Source organism: Clostridium magnum DSM 2767 (assembly GCF_001623875.1).
Taxonomy (GTDB): Bacteria; Bacillota; Clostridia; order Clostridiales; family Clostridiaceae; genus Clostridium_AM; species Clostridium_AM magnum.
In genome coordinates this window covers 409,071-426,333 of record NZ_LWAE01000002.1, presented here as the reverse complement: position 1 = coordinate 426,333, position 17,263 = coordinate 409,071, and the positions used below count along the sequence as shown (strand labels likewise).

Here is a 17,263-nt window from a genome sequence, read left to right as displayed (position 1 = left end):
CTTTCTACAGTAACCCTGCTTCCTTGAACTTTTCAAAGACAGCCTGTGGATTCATAGGAATTTTATTAAATGCTATACCTGTTGCATCTAAAACAGCATTTCGAATTGCAGGTGCGGGAGAAATAGATGGATTCTCACCTAGAGACTTCTGCCCAAAGGATCCTGCAGGTTCATACTTTTCAACAAAAGCCACTCCAATTTCCGGTGTATCTAAAATTGTTTGTAGCTTATAATCCAATAAGTTGTTATTTAATGGTTTGCCTGTTTTTTTATCAAATAATAATTGCTCTGACAGAGCATAGCCTAAGCCCATGCTTACTCCTCCATTCACCTGTCCCTCTGCTAGTTTGGGGTTAATTATTACTCCCGAGTCATGAACATTATAAATTTCAAGTACTTCTATTTTTCCTACCTTCATATCCACTTCTACCTCAGCAAAGGTAACCCCATATGCTGTTGCATTTATTCTTACATTCTCTGTGATATCACTGCTAATTGGTGAGGCATTAACCCTGTCATAATAGGATTCCATAGCAATATCCTCTAATGAACAGACAACTCTTCCTGTTCTTTTTTCAATAATTTGAGCATCTTGCATATCCAATTCATCACCGCAAAGGCCTGTCTTTTTCATGGCCAGCTCTAGCACTTTTTGTCTCACCTCTACTGCTGCTTTCTTAACAGCAGCTCCTGTAACAAAGGTCTGCCTGGACGCATATGCACCTGTGTCAAAAGGCGAAACATCTGTGTCTTGTGATGCAATAACATGTACCATATCCATTGATAAACCAAGAACTTCAGCAGCCATTTGAGCTAATACAGTATCACTGCCCTGGCCGATTTCAGCTGCAGAAACCTGAAGCTGAACGGAGCCGTCTTGATTCATTATTATTCTAGCTCCTGCAAGTTCTAAGGCTACTGGATGAGTACCTGACAAATAACTAAAACATGCCATGCCAATGCCTCTTCTCCTTTCGCCACTTTGATTCTTATATCTTTTTTTCTTTTCATCCCAATTTATTAATTCTTTACCTTTTTCAATACATTCAGGAATTCCAAAAGTACGAACTACATTTTTAGTCAGCGGATCCATATGCCCTGCAGAAATTAAATTTTGATTTCTAAATTCTATAGGGTCAATATTCATTTCACGAGCAATATCATCTAAATGACTTTCTAATGCAAAACATATCTGCGGCACCCCATAACCTCTCATTGCACCGGCCGTCGGTAAATTTGTATAAACTGTTTTAGGATCAAATTTTATAGACCTAAAATTATATAGCGGTCTGAACTTACTTCCAGCACTCATGGCAACTGAGTGACCATGTGAAGCATATGCTCCGTTATTCACTATATCTCCTACATATATTCCAGTAAGCTTTCCTTCCTTTGAAACTGCTGTTTTTAAGCTAAATTTCATAGCATGCCGTGTTCGTGTGTCTATAAAAGCCTCCTCCCTTGTCATTCTATATCGAACAGGCCTACCCTTTACAGCGAGAGTCATAGCTGCGGTTAAAGGCTCAATAATAACATCCTGTTTGTTTCCAAATCCTCCTCCAACATAGGGCTTGATAACTCTTATTCTACCCCAAGGCAGTCCGAGAGCCTGCCCCACTATTCTTTTAACAATATGAGGTATCTGTGTTGAAGATATAATTACAATACGCCCATCGGTATCTATATAGGCATAGGAAGTATGGTTTTCTATGTGACAATGTTGAACAATACTAGTTTCATATATCCCTTCAAAAACATAATCACTATTCTTAAATTCTGCTTCAATATCACCATACTCTGCACCGAAGGAACTTATGATATTATTAGGTCTTTCTTCATGTACCACAGGTGCACCTGGTTTGATTGCCTCCTCTGGATCTATAACATGGGGAAGAATCTCATATTCAACTTCGATTAGTTTTAATGCTTTCTCTGCAATCAATTCATTTACGGCAATAACAGCTGCAACTCCATCACCTACAAAACGAGCCTTATCTGTTAAAATAAGTCTATCCTCTATATCCCTATGGTCAGGGTCCAACGACCAAGGATGTCCAGCTGTTGAAAACTTAATTTTAGGCAAGTCCATGTGAGTAATTACGGCCTCCACACCATTTAACGCCTTTGCCCTGCTTACATCTATATTTTTTACAATTGCATGAGCATAAGGACTTCTTAGAACTTTTCCTACTAGCATATCTCGTTCAAAAAAGTCATCTACATATTTGGCTTTACCAGTAACTTTGGCAATTGCATCAACTCTATTAACACTATTACCTATTACTTTATATGTCATTTTACACCTCCAAGTTAACTTCCCATTTTTACCTTAAAAATTCTAAACTGCTAATTAATACATTTATAATCAAAATCTCTCTTCCTTATGCATATAATAATTTATGTATGTAATTTATCCGATGACTACCCGCTCTAATACTCCCATACGCACTCTGTGAAAGCGATTCACACAAAATCATAGATTTTGGTTCTCTGCTTTTCTTCAAAGTGTACGTTGCGAGCGGCTATGTCCCTGGATTCGTTCAACTAAGAATTAGGTGGAGTTTGAAACCCCATCTGATTCAAGTTTTCACTTCATATACAAGCTAAAATTTTCTTAATTAATTGGAGGATTAACTATGAATAAGAATAAACTTGTTTGGGGACCTACATTTGATGAAATGCTTCATCCAGAAAGCATAAAAAAAGACATAAGAAAAAAAGCTCTCAAGGCTGCAGAAGATTCGCCCTTAGATCCAATTAACCTTTTTAATATCAATTGGACTGATAATCAAGGTAACTTTTGCTACATGGTTATACCAAAGGAATTAACAGGAGTAGATGCAAACATAATTGTATTATATGGGAAAGATTTTCCTACAGGCAGCCACAAGGTAGGTGCTACATATTCAGTAGTACTTGAAAAACAATTAGCAGGGGAAATCCTTCCTAATGAAGATACACTTATCTTCCCTTCCACTGGAAATTATGGCATTGGAGGTTCATGGACAGGACCTCGTATGGGATATTCCACAAAAGTAATTCTTCCTGAACTGATGAGTAAAGAGCGCTTTCAAAAGATAAATTTCTATGGTGCTGAATATATTAAAACCCTTGGATGTGAAAGCAGCGTAAAAGAAATATATGATAAGTGTTGGGAGTTAAGGAGAGAAAGTCCTAATAATAAGATACTAAATCAATTTGAAAGCTTTGGAAACTATTTATTTCATTATCATGTTACGGGAAACACCATATCAGAAATAACTAAAATACTGCATGATCAAGGTATTGGAAATGGTAGAGTATCTGCTTTTATTTCGTCAATGGGTTCAGCAGGAACAATTGCCTCTGGGGATAGATTAAAACAACTATATTCTGAAGCTAAAATAGTGGGATTAGAGCCTATAAAGTGTCCAACTATATACAATAATGGTTATGGAGATCATGATATTCAGGGTATTGGTGACAAGCATGTCACTTGGATTCACAATGTTATGAATATGGACGCTATTATGTGTATTGATGACATTGAATGTAAAAAAGGTCTTCAACTTTTGACTGATGAAGTTGGAAAGGAATACCTCTCAAGTCAGCCTAATATTTCAAAGGACAAAATAAATAAGCTTTCTGAAATACTTGGTATATCCGGAGTATGTAATCTACTTGGAGCAATAAAAACTGCTAAGTACTATGAAATGACTGATAGGGATAACATATTTACTATATGTACTGACACCATTGATCGTTATTATTCTACTATGGAAGAGTTAACCCAAAAATTTGGTAAAATGAATAAAACGGAGGCAGCTGTAAGATACCACTCAATATTTCAAAAGGTAAAACTTGACTATGTAGAAGAAGGAGCCTTTAAAAACCGTAAGAGATGGCATAACCTTAAATACTATACATGGGTTGAGCAGCAAGGAAAAACTGTTCAAGAATTAGATGCTCAAAAATCACAGGATTATTGGATTGAAAAGCAGAGTCAAGTGGAAGCTATTGATAAAAGACTACAGGAAGCAAGAGGATTCTAAGAATTTAAATATATGAAACAACTTAGTGCCACTAATCTCCAGTTTTACAAGCTGAGAGATAAGTGGCACTAAGTCTAAAATCGTTTTGCTTTAGAAATTTGACTTATACCCCCAGATATATTAAAATAGGTTAGTATTAATATAACTAAATGAGACAGTTCGTTGTCACCATCCTGTCTATAAACAAAACTAGGGTATTACTACCTTTTTAGGTAGTTTTTTGTTTATGGGCAACTTATGCCCTTTTTTATTTGGAAAAAATACGTTAGGACTCTATAAGAGAAACCTATATGAATAAAGAAATGTAAAGTTATAATATTGCTTTTTATTAATTTTATGAGCAATTAGATGCAATTATTTTAAATTTAGGAGGAATGGGGATGTATATTCTAAAAACAGAGCATAACTTTGATAGTGCTCATTTTCTTGCTGGATACGAAGGTAAATGTGGAAATATTCATGGACATAGATGGAAGGTTGAAATTGAAGTACAGTCAGAGACATTGGTAGAAGAAGGTCAACTAGAGGGTATGGTAGTGGATTTTGGAGACCTAAAAAAGGATCTTAAAGAGGTTGTAGATTCTTATGATCATGCATTGATTGTACAAGAAAAAACTATGAGAGAAGAAACCTTAAACTGTTTAATGCAGGATGGTTTTAAAATAATCCAGGTTAATTTCAGACCAACAGCAGAGCAATTCTCAGCGTTTTTCTTTAAGGAAATGAAAAACAGAGGATATAAGGTGCGAAGAGCTTCAGTTTACGAGACTCCTACTAATTGTGCTGTATATGAAGAAAGTGAGGTAAACTAAGTGAACTTTAAGGTAATAGAAAAATTTGTTAGCATCAATGGCGAAGGCCTCTCATGTGGCCAATTAGCAGTTTTTATAAGGTTTGCAGGTTGTAATTTAAATTGCAGCTATTGTGATACAACTTGGGCTAATGAAAAAGATGTATCATATGAATTAATGTCTTCTGAAGATATATATGAATATATAAAATCTACAGAGGTTAAAAATATAACTTTAACTGGCGGAGAACCCCTTCTTCAAGAAGGAATACTAGATTTACTAAAAAAACTTTCTAAAGATAAGGGACTTTCTGTCGAAATAGAAACTAACGGAAGTATATTATTAAGTAACTTTTCGGATATAGATAATCCACCAAGCTTTACTATGGATTATAAGCTTCCTTCAAGTAATATGGAAGATAAAATGTCCTTAGGAAACTTTAAACATCTAACAAAAAGAGATACAATTAAATTTGTAGCAGGAAGTATGGAAGATCTTGAAAAAGTTAAATATTTAATAGATAAATTCAAACTTACAGAAACTACAAATGTATATATTAGTCCCGTGTTTGGCAAAATTAATATGGACAAGATCGTAGAATTTATGAAGGATAATAAAATGAATGGAGTTAATCTGCAAATACAATTGCACAAGGTTATATGGAACCCAAACAAGAGAGGTGTATAGTATCATGAAAATTGATAGAAAAGCAATTGAAGAACATGTAAGAGGTATTTTATTAGCTTTAGGAGACGACCCTGATAGAGAAGGATTAAAGGATACTCCTAAACGTGTAGCTAAAATGTATGAAGAAATCTTTGATGGAATGCGCTATACTAATGATGAAATTGCACAAATGTTTAATAAGACTTTTGAAGATGATCTAGCTTTAGAGGAAAGTACTAGTGATATAGTAATAATGAAGGATATAGAGATATTCAGTCATTGTGAACATCATCTTGCTTTAATGTATAACATGAAAGTTACAGTAGCATATGTTCCTAGCAAAAAAGTTATTGGATTAAGCAAAATAGCAAGAATTGCTGATATGGTAGGTCGTAGACTTCAACTTCAAGAAAGAATAGGTACAGATATCGCAGAAATAATACAGAAAATAACTAGCTCTGAGGATGTGGCTGTTATAATAGAGGGAGAGCATGGCTGTATGACTACTAGAGGAGTAAAGAAGCCAGGCACTAAAACAGTATCTACTACTTTAAGAGGTAGATTTAATACAGATATAATGTTAAACAATAGATTGATGATGCTTTATAATAAATAAAAGGAAGTGTAATAGATGAATAAAGAAAAAGCGATCGTAGTGTTCAGCGGAGGACAAGACAGTACCACTTGTTTATTTTGGGCAAAGAAAAGATATAAAGAGGTTATCGCAGTATCTTTTGACTATAACCAGAAACACAAACTGGAATTAGAATGCGCAAAGGATATATGTAAAAAATATAATGTTGAACATCATATTTTAGACTTAAACCTATTGAACCAACTAGCACCGAACTCATTAACTAGACAAGATATAACTGTGGACAAGGAAGCACCTAAAGAAGGTGTTCCTAATTCCTTTGTAGATGGAAGAAACATGTTATTCCTAACCTTTGTTGCAGTATTTGCAAAACAAAGAGGAATAAACAATATTATAACTGGTGTATCACAAAGTGATTTTAGTGGATATCCAGACTGTAGAGATGTTTTTATAAAATCCTTAAATGTTACCCTAAACCTAGCTATGGATTTTCAATTTCAGATTCACACTCCATTAATGTGGATTGATAAAGCAGAAACCTGGAAAATGGCCTATGATTTAGGAGTTCTTGATATAGTTAAAAATGAAACCTTAACTTGCTACAACGGAGTAATAGGTAACGGCTGTGGAGAATGTCCTGCTTGTAAATTAAGAAAAAATGGCTATTTGGAATTTAAAAAAGTATACTTATAAGATAAACACAGCCGAAGTTTGACTTACACCCCAGGATATGCTGCCAATTCTTCTGCACTATAAATACTTTTTAATGAGTCTAAAGCTCAGATTTGAGAAAAGCTAAGACTCATAAAAAAGTATTTAAATGTGCTTTCAGAATTAGCAGCATATCCCTCTGTATAAGTCAAACTTTGAAGTTATTTATCTATAGATCGTTAACTCTATAATATTATCGTGGGGGAGTTTATATGAAACATGTAAGGTTAAAATATTTCCTATTTGTCACATTAATACTGGTATTTTCTACTTTTACCGTATGTGATAAAACTTTACCACAGGTTTCTACTTATAATAACAACGAAGGAAAAGTAAAACTAAGATGTGTTATATCATCAGAGGATAACTCTAAGTTAGAGGCTTTTAAAACTTTTCAGACAGATATCAAAACTATACTACCAAATTATGATATAACCTTCGATTTTATAAAAGGTGACCTTCAAGCCTATCAAACAAAAGCTAAAGTGCTCTTATCTTCAGATCACATACCAGATGTTTTTTTATCTACCGGAGGAAATTTTTCAAATGATCTTTTTTCCGTAAATGCAGTAAAGCCTATTGATAAATATTTAGAACAGTTGAAATTTTGGGATATTGTAATCCCGTCAGCAAAAGTTGAGGGCCATAATCAACATATATATGCAGTACCCTTTGATGCTGTATCCTATCAAGTAATTGAAATTAACACCGATTTGTTTACACAAAACAATGTTAAAATCCCAACCAATCTCACTGAACTAAAAACAGCTGTTTCCATATTTAAATCCAAAAGCATCATTCCTATAGCACTTTGCGGTAAAGATGGAGCGGCTGTATATAGAATGATAGAAGGCTTTGCTTCCACCATTGATCCTCAAATCGCTTCAAAAATTGTAAATGATAAAGAAGATTTTTCTGATGAAACCTTCAAAAAATCTGCATCAGAGGTAAAGGCTTTATTAGACATGGGAGCTTTTCCGAAAAATATTCATTCTATTACAGAAACGGATGCTGCTAATCTTTTTTACTCTGGTAAATCAGCCATGTATTTTACAAGTTCATCAGATTTCAATTTATCTAACCAAAAGCTTAACGGTAAGTGCAAGTTAATTTATTATCCATCAATAAACAAAGCAAAACAGGAGCTTTTTAGTAATGTACTAATAGGCGGTGTAAAAAAGGATTCTGGTTTATTTATTTCAGCTGCTTCTCAACATCCACTAGAAGCAGTAGAACTGGCTGTTGAGATGTCTAAATATTATAACAAGTATCTATATGAAAAACAAAATAATCCTGCAATAATTTATCTTCCTAATAAACTGGGCTTAAAATCACCCCAAAATTCTTCCCCAGAATTACTGCAGCTTATGCAGGATTTATCTATTAATAAAAACGCTAGTCCTAGTTTACTACAGGATAACATATCAGCTAAAGCATCAAAATCAATAATTGAGGATTCTTCAGCATTTATGACAGGCCTTTTGTCCGTAGATACTTACACAAAAGAAATGGATAGTGGACTAAAATCAAAATAACTATCATAAGCTTTTGTAAAAACTTTGTCTAGCACCGATAATCCTATGGATATCTAACACAAGTTAAAATATGGTTTATGAAGTGGAAACTTGAATCAGATGGGGTTTCAACCCCACCTGATTCTTAGTTGAGCGAATCCAGGGACTTAGCCGCTCGCAACGTAGACTTTGAAGAAGATGTGAGTATTAGAGCGGGTAGTCATCGGATAAAAAACTATTTAAGATTATTATTTCTACGGAGATGATTTTATTGAGTGATTTAACAGTAAAAATAAGCAAACCTAAAAGAAACTATAGAATATTAGCCATATGTTTATCAGTTCTATTCATTATTATAAACATAGCAGGTTTTTACTTTGGCAATACGTATTATGAAAATATATGTAAGATATATATAGATAAGACTAACACAGGTATTGAATATTATAAAAACAGCTTTGATTACAATAGATTTTCTTCACTTGAATCCTATGATATATCTATACAATCCAGCTTTGGCTATAAGCTTGCAGGAACATATATTTTTAATAGTAAACCTACAAACAATACAGTTATTTTAGTTCACGGCATTACTGCTAGCCGTTGGGAATCAATGAAATATGCTGATATGTATTTAGATATGGGATTTAATGTACTTGTATATGATTCTAGATATCATGGAAAAAGTGGAGGTAATGATATAACTTTAGGTTTTTTCGAAAAAACTGATCTTGATAATATAGTTAAATGGGTAAAATGGGTAAATCCCAATGCTATAATTGGCGTACATGGTGAGTCACTTGGTGCAGTTACTGCATTACTGCAGGCAAATTTAGATCAAACACAAAAACATGTAAATTTTTATGTGGTAGATTGCCCCTACTCAGATATTTCAGAATTATTAAGTATGAAACTTGCAGGAGATGAAAAAGCTCATTTTGGACTTACTGCTAACTTTGTTGTTTTTTATGGGAATATCATTGCACTTAATAAATCAGGATTTTCACTTTATGGTGTGTCTCCTATAAAGGCCATAAAGAATATTAAGACTCCCATCATGTTTATTCACGGTAGCAACGATACCTTTATTCCAGCCTCAATGTCACTTGAACTATACCTTGAAAAAACAGGAACAAAAGGCATATATATATCACCTGGTGCAGAGCATGCTATGTCCTATTTCACCAATAAGGCCGAATATATTTCAAAAGTAAAACAATTTCTCATTGAAAATAAAATTATTTCTCATTAAAGTTTTCTATTGAATTTCTTCATAATTTTTAATTATTGTGGCACAATAAAAGTATAAATAAAAAAACACTATTGATACAAAATTATATATATCAAAGATTATGTGTTTTATCTTAGGAGGTCAATTAATGAAAACAGGAACAGTAAAATGGTTTAACTCAGAAAAAGGATTTGGATTTATTGAAGTAGAAGGCGGAAAGGATGTTTTCGTTCATTTCTCAGCAATACAAGGAGATTCTGGAAGAAAAAATCTTGAGGAAGGAGAACATGTTCAATTTGATGTAGAAGATGGCCCAAGAGGTCCTCAAGCTGCTAACGTTTCAAAAATTTAGATTTATAGTATACTTATCTTTAGCTTTATAGTATACTTATATATAGTTGCAAATACTATGCCACCTTTATAAAGGTGGCTTTTTATCCGACAACTTACCGCGCTAATGCTGCTAACACACAGTATGAAAGTGATTGCCACTAAAACAGAGATTTAGGAACTCTGTTTCTCTATAAAATCTACATTGTGGTTGACTATCTCTCTAAATTGGTTTAACTAATAATTAGACCAAATTTGAAAACTCATCGATTTCAAGTTTCACCTCACACTAAAATAAAAAGGAGAATATTATATTGAAAAAAAATTATAAAATGAAAAAAACAATCTCTATAAAAATGTTTATTGAAGAATTAGGTAAAGACTTTTCAGAACACATGAAAAACAGGCTATTAGAGCTTGAAGTGAGATGCGTTTTGACTAGAAGACAAGAGAATATACTAGACTTAAAACATGTTGAACATACTCAATACAATTGTGATTTAAATTCGGAAGATGGCTCAAACTCAGAGGAAAAGGAATATGTATATGGACAATTTATAGTTATTGATGATGTGCTATATTTCTCTGACAAATGTGTGGAGAATAGTTCAGTTATGCAGTCACCAATTGTAACTAGTATCTTTAACGCTCTAGATGGTGATGTTATGATTTTTGACGAAGATATTAAAGGAAAAAAGATAGACGACAGTAACATTGATTATGTCATAGATAGTATTTTATCAGTATGTCCTGAAGTGTCACAATCATATTTAGACATTGTTAAAGGAATGCTTTCCCGTGGAAGGTAAAAATATAGAGGTTGCATTCTATTTAAAAATGAGATATACTTATAAAGTTGTAACAATATAAAACTTACTTATAGAATAGTTGCAAAGTACGATTTGCAAATCAGATATATTTCAAATATTAGAGTTATATAAGATTAGAAACGGACGAATCTTTTAACTGACAATTCTTAGAGACTTCATTTTTCATCTTCTAATTAATCCCTAATTTTTTAAATTTTCTTATAGTTTTGTACTAAATACTTTCTTAGTAGTCTATACTATGCTATTTTGTTGCGATATTTCTATAAGAAGTATTTTTAGGAGGTACTTAAATGAACTGTAAAGAAATATTTATAATTTCAGAAGATGTTATTGAAGAATGCTTATCAGAATGCCTAACAGAATAAGATCTTAAAAAGCCATCAACTTATAATCATTGATGGCTTATATTTAATTTCAGACGTATGCTATAAAAAATATAAAAGACTCACTACCTAACAATAGTGAGTCTTTTTACACTCTTTATTTTTCCTTCGAAATATACCAGTAGGCTAGTCCAATAAAAATTGCTCCTCCTACAAAATTACCTAATGTAACTGCTGTTAAATTATGAATCCATCCATTTAAAGATACATTTGCTTCATGTGGTATTATTAATGCAATTGTAAGTAATGTCATATTAGCTATACTATGCTCAAACCCTGTAGTTATAAATGCATATAGACACCAAAAAATCATTATAAGCTTTGCCGTTTCACTTTTTAACTTATAATAAGACCATGCAGCAAGACAAACTAAAATATTACACATTATTCCTCTTAAAAATAATTGCATAAAGGTTGGTGCCATTTTTGCTGCAGCACTTTTTAAAATAAATGCTGCTGTATCTCCTTGAGCTAGGCCTGCTCCTACAAACATTCCTGCCACCAATATTGATCCTATAAAGTTTCCAATATAACTATAAGTACATATATTAAAAACTGATTTCCAACCTACTTTTTTCTCTAAGACCCCAAGAGGCATAATCATTGTGTTACTTGTGAATAATTCTGACCCACAGGCAAGCACTAAGCTTAACCCCACTCCGAAGGAAGCTCCCATTACAATTTTTGTAGCTGGTGAATGAGCTGAGTAAAGCATTCCTCCTATAGTATAAATAAATACGATTGCTAGTCCTATATACAATCCTGCTAAAGCTGAAGAGATTATATATTTCATTTTACCTTTTTCGAAAAATTTTTCCTTTTTAACTGCTGCAGCACTTAGATTACTGATTTCCTCACTATACAAGCTATTCACTCCTCATATGATTCTATTTTCCAAATAGATTTAATTTATAACAAAGCAAAAGTAATGTGAACTGCACCACATTACTTTTAAATTTACCTACTTATAATAACATCGTTTTTCGACATTTGTCAATTGTTCACTACATTTTTCGTCATTTTTGTTAATACAAAAATACTTTTAATAAATAAATTCTATATTTTTTCGTAATTTCTATCAAACATAATCTTTCTAAATATAATAAAATCCATTTTTAAGCAACTATCTTTAGAATGAATCATTATTTATGTTTAGCCATTAAATTTAATTCTTCAGCTAATCTTGCAACTTCTTGTAAACTAGCAGTAACTTCTTCAATTGCTGCAGACTGTTGTTCTGTAGTTTCAAGGGTAGAACTTGAGGTATCCATTGTCTTATTAACAGATTCTTGTATTTTATTTGTGAGTTCAATAATCTTTAAGGCTGTTTCCTTTGAGTTTTGTGATAAAGTTCTGATTTCAGTAGCAACTACACCAAAGCCTCTGCCTACTTCTCCTGCTCTTGCGGCCTCAATTGCTGCATTCAAACCAAGCATTTTTGTTTGATCTGCTATACTCTTTATTGAGTCAAGTATTGTATTTATCTCTACGGATATTTCCTTAACGACCATTATTTCTTCATTTAAATTATGTTGATTATTAGTAACATTTATTGAAGCCGCACTAAGTTCTTCCATGGTGGAAGATATCTGGCTGAAGTTATCAGAAAGAGTTTCAGACATTGTACTTAACTTAAGCTGCTCGTAGCCACTTCTTGAAAGTGCATTTGCTACAATAAATAATACTTCTGCAGCAGCTCTTACGTTCTCCTCTTTAGTCATATAGACATTTTTAGCTGCATTAACATATCCTTCTCTATCAACGCCTATTTCATCTGCTATCTTTCTATATTTCTCTTCTTTAGGGGGAGCTGTTAAGATTTGGCCTCCTAAAATTGTTCCTATTAGCTGGCCACCTACTATTATTGGAGCTGCAAAATCTATTAGCCCTGCATGACAGGTATATATATATGGTCTTCCTGTCCTTGCAGCTTCTTCGCCGCCTTTTTTATGGGACTCCGCACACCTATCATCCCCTATTTTAGTGGAGTGTGTAAAATCTATACAGAAACGTGTATAAGAACTAGGATTTGTTACAGGTGCACCATTTTTATCTACAGTAACGCTTGCAATATTCATTCCGGTAGCAAAATTATCCTGAAATTTTTGAAGCAGTTCAATATCTATAACATCTTCAATTTCCAATACTGACAAATCTAACTCACCATTACTTAACATTTTAATCATTTTACTTCCTCCAATCCCCATCTAATTTTACTTATATATTTCAGCTAATTGTCTACTTTAATTACCATATATTCATTATATATTATTCAATTACACTCGACAATGTTTATTAATGTCTAACCCGTTATAATATGTTAATCTTAAAATTTATATACAATGAAAAAAGAGGCAAAGCTGTTATTCCAGCTCAATACCTCTATCTCTTAACCAGTTAATAGTATATTCTCTTAATTTCGCTTCTTCATATTCCTGCCAAGCATCCAAATTTTGTGGATATCTAAATAATATATTCTTAAAATCTCTTATAGACTTATTGATATTTAGTGATTTTATAAGTTCTGCTCTCAAATCTGCTGAAGATACTTTTTCATTTGAAAAATTAACCATAAGATTATAAAAATAAGAATCTTCTATGTTAGATATTATGATATAACGATTGCTTTCATCTTTTGCAATAGCATACGCATCTCCGAGTAATTCCTTTTGCCAGTCCTCTAATTCTGACTCATCGCTCTCTCCCTCAACCACATTTTTCAGTTCAGCAGGAATATTTATAATATCGCCTGTATGAGTGTCCAAATATTCCTTACCTAGATTATCCTCATTAAATGAAAATGACTGCATAAGTAAGTCTAAGTCAATGTTTAGTTTTATCATATTTTTGATTTACTCCCTTAACTTTAAATTTAATTAGGCATCTGAAATAAAATAGCAAGTAAAATATACTAGCATTCTGACTAGTTATTTTTTTGAATATGCCTTATTCTATATTATAACCATCTTGTTCTTTTAACTTACTAGAAATGGTAAACGATAAAGCTAAGCAAACTGCAACAATTAAAATTGAAGCTATAAATATAACCTGTAGCCCCGAGTTAATAGATATTTTAATCTGCTCAAGAGATACTCCTCTATTTCCACTAGCCATAGAATATAGGTTATTTAATTCTATATCTTTGATTCCTAATATATTAAAGTACTTTAATATATTCAAGTTAAATATACTTCCAAAAATACTTATTCCTATGGTCTGTCCTAGCGTACGAAGCAGAGAATTACAGGCTGTTGCCGCTCCTCTTTTACTGTAATCAACAGAGGACTGTACCACTATCGTCATAGTATTAAAGCCTCCTCCAAAACCAAATCCCATTATAAACGCATAGATTATAACTAGTATCAAAGGAGAATTGACTTTTAACGTTAGTAAAAGTATGCAACTTAATAGTAATACAAGCATTGAAGAAGCTATTACAACTTTTTCTCCTCGCTTAGTTATAGCTTTAGCAAGGATTACAGATACTAAAAGCCATGAAAGTGACATTGGCGCCATTGAAATCCCAGAAACTGTTGCACTATACCCTAAAACATTTTGCATATATATAGGCATATAAACATCTGCTCCCATCAATACTGCCGATGCTAGAAAGCTGATTATATTAACAACTGCATTACTCTTTGTAAAAATTTCAAAGGGTAAAATAGGCTCTTCAGCTTTTTTCTCTACAAAATAGAATATAACTAAAAATAATACCGTTAATATCATTGATACTGTTACAACAGTTGAGTTCTTCATTCCTGCTAATACGCCATATAAAAGTGCTATAATTGCAGAAGATAGTGCTATAGTTCCAGCATAATCTATCTTATGTCTTTTTCTTTCAAAATTTTCGACCAAATTCCTTTGAAGAAGTATTATAGATAGTATTCCAAAAGGTATATTTATAAAGAAAATCCAATGCCATGAAAGATAATCAATTAAAAATCCTCCTAATAAGGGACCAAATAAACTTGCTATTCCCCAAGTAGTACTTACCCAGCCCTGGACTTTTGCTCTTTCTGAAAGTGTAAAAATGTCACCTACTATTGTATATGTAACAGTAAATATTGCTCCCGCTCCTAGTCCTTGCACTGAGCGGAATATTATAAGCTGATACATACTTTGAGATACGCCGCAAAGAGAACTACCTACTAAAAAAATCATTATACCTATAGAAAGAATATTTTTTCTTCCATATAAGTCTGATAACTTACCGTATATAGGAGTAGAGATTGCAGATGTAAGTAAATATACTGAAAAAATCCAGCTTATAAGTTCAAATCCATTTAGATCCTTTACTATAGTCGGTATAGCCGTAGTTACAACAGTACCTTCAACAGCACCAAGAAACATTGCTACCATTATTGCAATAATTATTTTTTTCTTTTTTAAATCCATGTCGACCCTAAATTCCTTTCTCTCTATTTTTTACAATTAGCCATATTATATCCAAAATAAAGGTCTGTATTATGTTTGACCAAATTCTGTACTTCGTGTATCATTATAACAGATAAAAATGCATATGAAAATATTTGATATATATTATATCCATAGATTAATGGAGGTAGAAAAATGAAGACTAAAATTACATTAGAAAAACAAGTTAGACAAAACCTTATCGAAGAAATTAGAAGGTATTTTTGGAAAGAGCGAGATGAAGAAATAAGTAATTTAGCTGCTGAAATTATGTTAGATTTTATAATTAATACTATAGGACCTCATATATACAATGTTGCAATAAGTGATGCTGTTGCTTTTATGAATGAAAAAGTAGATGATTTATTTGCTCTTGAGAAGTATTAAAATTAATAATTCATTTGACAAAGAGATACACTAAGTATAGAATTATAAAGGTTTTTGCCAAAAATTTAATTTCGAGGAGATAATTATGACAATTTCATTTGATAGATTAGGATTAAATTCAGATTTAATAGAGGGCTTAAAAAAAGAAGGTATAAATGAACCTACAGACATTCAAGTTGAGGTCATACCCTTAGCACTAGAAAATAAAGATATAATAGGTCAATCTCAAACAGGAAGCGGAAAAACATTAGCTTATTTACTGCCACTGTTTCAAAAAATAGACACTGCAAAAAGAGAAATGCAGGTAATAATATTAGCGCCTACTCATGAATTAGTTATGCAAATAGATAAAGAAATAAAACTTTTATCTGATAACTCAACTCTTCCAGTAACTTCGGCTGCTATAATAGGTGAAGTCAATATAAAAAGACAAATTGAAAAATTAAAGGAAAAGCCCCACATAATTGTTGGCTCAGCCGGAAGAATTTTCGAGCTTATTAAGCTGAAAAAAATAAGTGCTCATACTATTAAAACTATCGTTATAGACGAAGGTGATAGATTATTAGATCAAAACAATCTATCCGTTGTTAAAGATGTTATTAAAACTACACTTAGAGACAGACAGTTGATGGTGTTTTCAGCCACTGTTAACGAAGTAGCATTAACTACTGCCAAGGATTTAATGAAGGATCCAGTGGTTGTAAAAATTGAGGATGAGTTGCGAGTTAACCCAGATATAAATCACATGTATTTTACCTGTGAACAAAGAGATAAAATTGAGATTTTGAGAAAATTGGTAGCTTCCATTCAACCTAAAAAAGCTATTGTATTTATCAATAAGAGTGAAGAAACTCAATTGACAACCTTAAAACTCCAACATCATCATATAAAAGCTTATGGAATTTTCGGTACCGCATCCAAAGAAGAACGTAAAAAAGCTATGGAAGGCTTCAGAAGTGGAAAAATTCAACATCTAATCGCCTCAGACGTAGCTGCTAGGGGATTAGATGTAAAGGGTGTAACTCATATATTTAATTTAGATTTACCTCAGGATTCTAAAGAGTATCTGCATAGAGTTGGAAGAACAGGAAGAGCTGGAGAATCAGGAACTGCTATTTCTATAGTTACTGAAAAAGAGATATCTTCTATTAGAAGATACGAAAGAGATTTTAATATTAAAATTGAAGCAAAGGAAATATCTAGAGGAAGAATTTTTGATGATAATGCTGCTGTTAAGCGAACAGATAAGACTTTCTCTGGTAGAAGCTCTAATTCAAGAAAAAATAGCAGTTTTAAAAAGTAAATGAAGTGTAAACTTGAATCAGATGGGGTTTCAAACCCCACCTGATTCTTAGTTGAACGAATCCAGGGGCGT

Annotated in this window: 16 protein-coding genes; 11 read left to right on the top strand and 5 right to left on the bottom strand. The window is 32.6% G+C overall.

The window, feature by feature from the left end:
* Window positions 1-4: 4 nt before the first annotated feature.
* Complete coding sequence (xdhA, locus tag CLMAG_RS09605; protein WP_066621514.1) at window positions 5-2,296, bottom strand: xanthine dehydrogenase molybdenum-binding subunit XdhA; 2,292 nt, start codon at window positions 2,294-2,296, stop codon at window positions 5-7.
* 340 nt (window positions 2,297-2,636) lie between these two features.
* Between xdhA and CLMAG_RS09600 the strand changes: the two genes are divergently transcribed.
* The 9 genes from CLMAG_RS09600 (at window position 2,637) to CLMAG_RS09560 (ending at window position 10,678) form a co-directional block, all read left to right on the top strand.
* The gene (locus tag CLMAG_RS09600; protein WP_066621513.1) at window positions 2,637-4,031 is read left to right on the top strand and encodes a PLP-dependent cysteine synthase family protein; all 1,395 of its coding nucleotides are present in this window, start codon (window positions 2,637-2,639) and stop codon (window positions 4,029-4,031) included.
* Window positions 4,032-4,411: 380 nt separating this feature from the next.
* On the top strand, window positions 4,412-4,843 hold the full coding sequence (queD, locus tag CLMAG_RS09595; RefSeq protein ID WP_066621511.1) for a 6-carboxytetrahydropterin synthase QueD: 432 nt from the start codon (window positions 4,412-4,414) through the stop codon (window positions 4,841-4,843).
* Window positions 4,844-5,509, top strand: a complete 666-nt coding sequence (gene queE / locus CLMAG_RS09590) for a putative 7-carboxy-7-deazaguanine synthase QueE (RefSeq protein WP_066621509.1) — start codon at window positions 4,844-4,846, stop codon at window positions 5,507-5,509.
* A gap of 4 nt (window positions 5,510-5,513) precedes the next feature.
* Window positions 5,514-6,104: a GTP cyclohydrolase I FolE gene (gene folE, locus CLMAG_RS31600; RefSeq protein WP_066621507.1), complete on the top strand. Its 591-nt coding sequence runs from the start codon at window positions 5,514-5,516 to the stop codon at window positions 6,102-6,104.
* Between the two features lie 15 nt (window positions 6,105-6,119).
* Window positions 6,120-6,776: a 7-cyano-7-deazaguanine synthase QueC gene (gene queC, locus CLMAG_RS31595; protein ID WP_066621505.1), complete on the top strand. Its 657-nt coding sequence runs from the start codon at window positions 6,120-6,122 to the stop codon at window positions 6,774-6,776.
* A gap of 230 nt (window positions 6,777-7,006) precedes the next feature.
* Window positions 7,007-8,329: an ABC transporter substrate-binding protein gene (locus CLMAG_RS09575; protein ID WP_066621503.1), complete on the top strand. Its 1,323-nt coding sequence runs from the start codon at window positions 7,007-7,009 to the stop codon at window positions 8,327-8,329.
* A 250-nt stretch (window positions 8,330-8,579) separates the two neighbouring features.
* A complete protein-coding gene (locus CLMAG_RS09570) occupies window positions 8,580-9,560 on the top strand; it encodes an alpha/beta hydrolase (RefSeq protein WP_242872987.1) in 981 nt (326 codons plus the stop codon).
* A 127-nt stretch (window positions 9,561-9,687) separates the two neighbouring features.
* Complete coding sequence (locus tag CLMAG_RS09565; protein ID WP_066621495.1) at window positions 9,688-9,891, top strand: cold-shock protein; 204 nt, start codon at window positions 9,688-9,690, stop codon at window positions 9,889-9,891.
* A gap of 292 nt (window positions 9,892-10,183) precedes the next feature.
* On the top strand, window positions 10,184-10,678 hold the full coding sequence (locus CLMAG_RS09560) for a hypothetical protein (protein WP_066621493.1): 495 nt from the start codon (window positions 10,184-10,186) through the stop codon (window positions 10,676-10,678).
* 501 nt (window positions 10,679-11,179) lie between these two features.
* On the opposite strand, the gene CLMAG_RS09555 is transcribed toward CLMAG_RS09560, so the two are convergent.
* The 4 genes from CLMAG_RS09555 to CLMAG_RS09540 form a co-directional block, all read right to left on the bottom strand.
* Window positions 11,180-11,947: a formate/nitrite transporter family protein gene (locus tag CLMAG_RS09555; protein ID WP_066621491.1), complete on the bottom strand. Its 768-nt coding sequence runs from the start codon at window positions 11,945-11,947 to the stop codon at window positions 11,180-11,182.
* A 277-nt stretch (window positions 11,948-12,224) separates the two neighbouring features.
* Window positions 12,225-13,268, bottom strand: a complete 1,044-nt coding sequence (locus CLMAG_RS09550; protein ID WP_066621489.1) for a PocR ligand-binding domain-containing protein — start codon at window positions 13,266-13,268, stop codon at window positions 12,225-12,227.
* 177 nt (window positions 13,269-13,445) lie between these two features.
* Window positions 13,446-13,925 carry a UPF0158 family protein gene (locus tag CLMAG_RS09545; protein ID WP_066621487.1) on the bottom strand — a complete coding sequence of 160 codons (480 nt, stop codon included), beginning with the start codon at window positions 13,923-13,925 and terminating at the stop codon, window positions 13,446-13,448.
* A gap of 103 nt (window positions 13,926-14,028) precedes the next feature.
* The gene (locus tag CLMAG_RS09540) at window positions 14,029-15,483 is read right to left on the bottom strand and encodes an MDR family MFS transporter (protein ID WP_066621485.1); all 1,455 of its coding nucleotides are present in this window, start codon (window positions 15,481-15,483) and stop codon (window positions 14,029-14,031) included.
* 174 nt (window positions 15,484-15,657) lie between these two features.
* Between CLMAG_RS09540 and CLMAG_RS09535 the strand changes: the two genes are divergently transcribed.
* Together CLMAG_RS09535 and CLMAG_RS09530 are read left to right on the top strand one after the other, a co-directional pair.
* The gene (locus tag CLMAG_RS09535; protein WP_066621483.1) at window positions 15,658-15,888 is read left to right on the top strand and encodes a DUF2164 domain-containing protein; all 231 of its coding nucleotides are present in this window, start codon (window positions 15,658-15,660) and stop codon (window positions 15,886-15,888) included.
* 85 nt (window positions 15,889-15,973) lie between these two features.
* A complete protein-coding gene (locus CLMAG_RS09530) occupies window positions 15,974-17,191 on the top strand; it encodes a DEAD/DEAH box helicase (protein WP_066621480.1) in 1,218 nt (405 codons plus the stop codon).
* Window positions 17,192-17,263 lie beyond the last annotated feature (72 nt).